The sequence below is a fragment of the Streptomyces sp. 5-10 genome (assembly GCF_014712245.1).
In the GTDB taxonomy this organism is placed as follows: Bacteria; Actinomycetota; Actinomycetes; order Streptomycetales; family Streptomycetaceae; genus Streptomyces; species Streptomyces violaceusniger.
Map to the genome: position 1 here is coordinate 1 of NZ_JACVYG010000227.1, position 630 is coordinate 630.

1 protein-coding gene is annotated in these 630 nt (G+C 73.0%); it reads left to right on the forward strand.

Annotation, left to right across the window (positions count from 1 at the left end; genetic code table 11):
* Positions 1-121 precede the first annotated feature (121 nt).
* A partial coding sequence (locus IEJ02_RS47935) for an acyltransferase domain-containing protein (protein ID WP_317986121.1) occupies positions 122-630 on the forward strand: 509 nt, incomplete at its 3' end.

A 630-nucleotide genomic window follows, 5' to 3' on the forward strand; every position in this document is an offset into this window, starting at 1 on the left:
AGCGGCCCCGACGGCGGACACCACGTCCCCGCCCACCCCCACGGAGGGCGTGCTGCCGTGGGTGATCTCGGCACGCTCCGAACCCGCGCTACGGGCGCAGGCAGCGCAGTTGCGTGCGTTCGTGGCCACGAACGACCGGCATCTCGCCGACATCGGCTCGACGCTGGCACGGCACCGGGCCGCGCTGGAGCACCGCGCGGTGGTCGTGGCCGCCGACCGGGACACCTTCCTGTCCGGGCTGGACGCCATCGCCACCGGCGACCCCGCCCCCCACGTGGTCAGCGGAGTGGTCCCGGGCGAGCCACCGTCCGGTGCGGTNCTCGACGCCTCACCCGTGTTCACCGAGACGATCGACGGGTGCGCCCAAGCCCTCGCTCCGCATGTCGACTGGGATCTGCTCGATGTGCTGCGGGCGACCGGGGACGATGCGCTGGAACGGGTGGACGTGGTCCAGCCCGCGCTCTGGGCCGTCATGGTGTCCTTGGCCCAGGTGTGGCGTTCGCTCGGCATCGAGCCCTCGGCCGTCATCGGCCACTCGCAAGGTGAGATCGCCGCCGCATGCGTAGCCGGTGTGCTCACGCTCGACGACGGCGCACGGCTCGTGGCCCTGCGCAGCCGCCTCATCGCCCA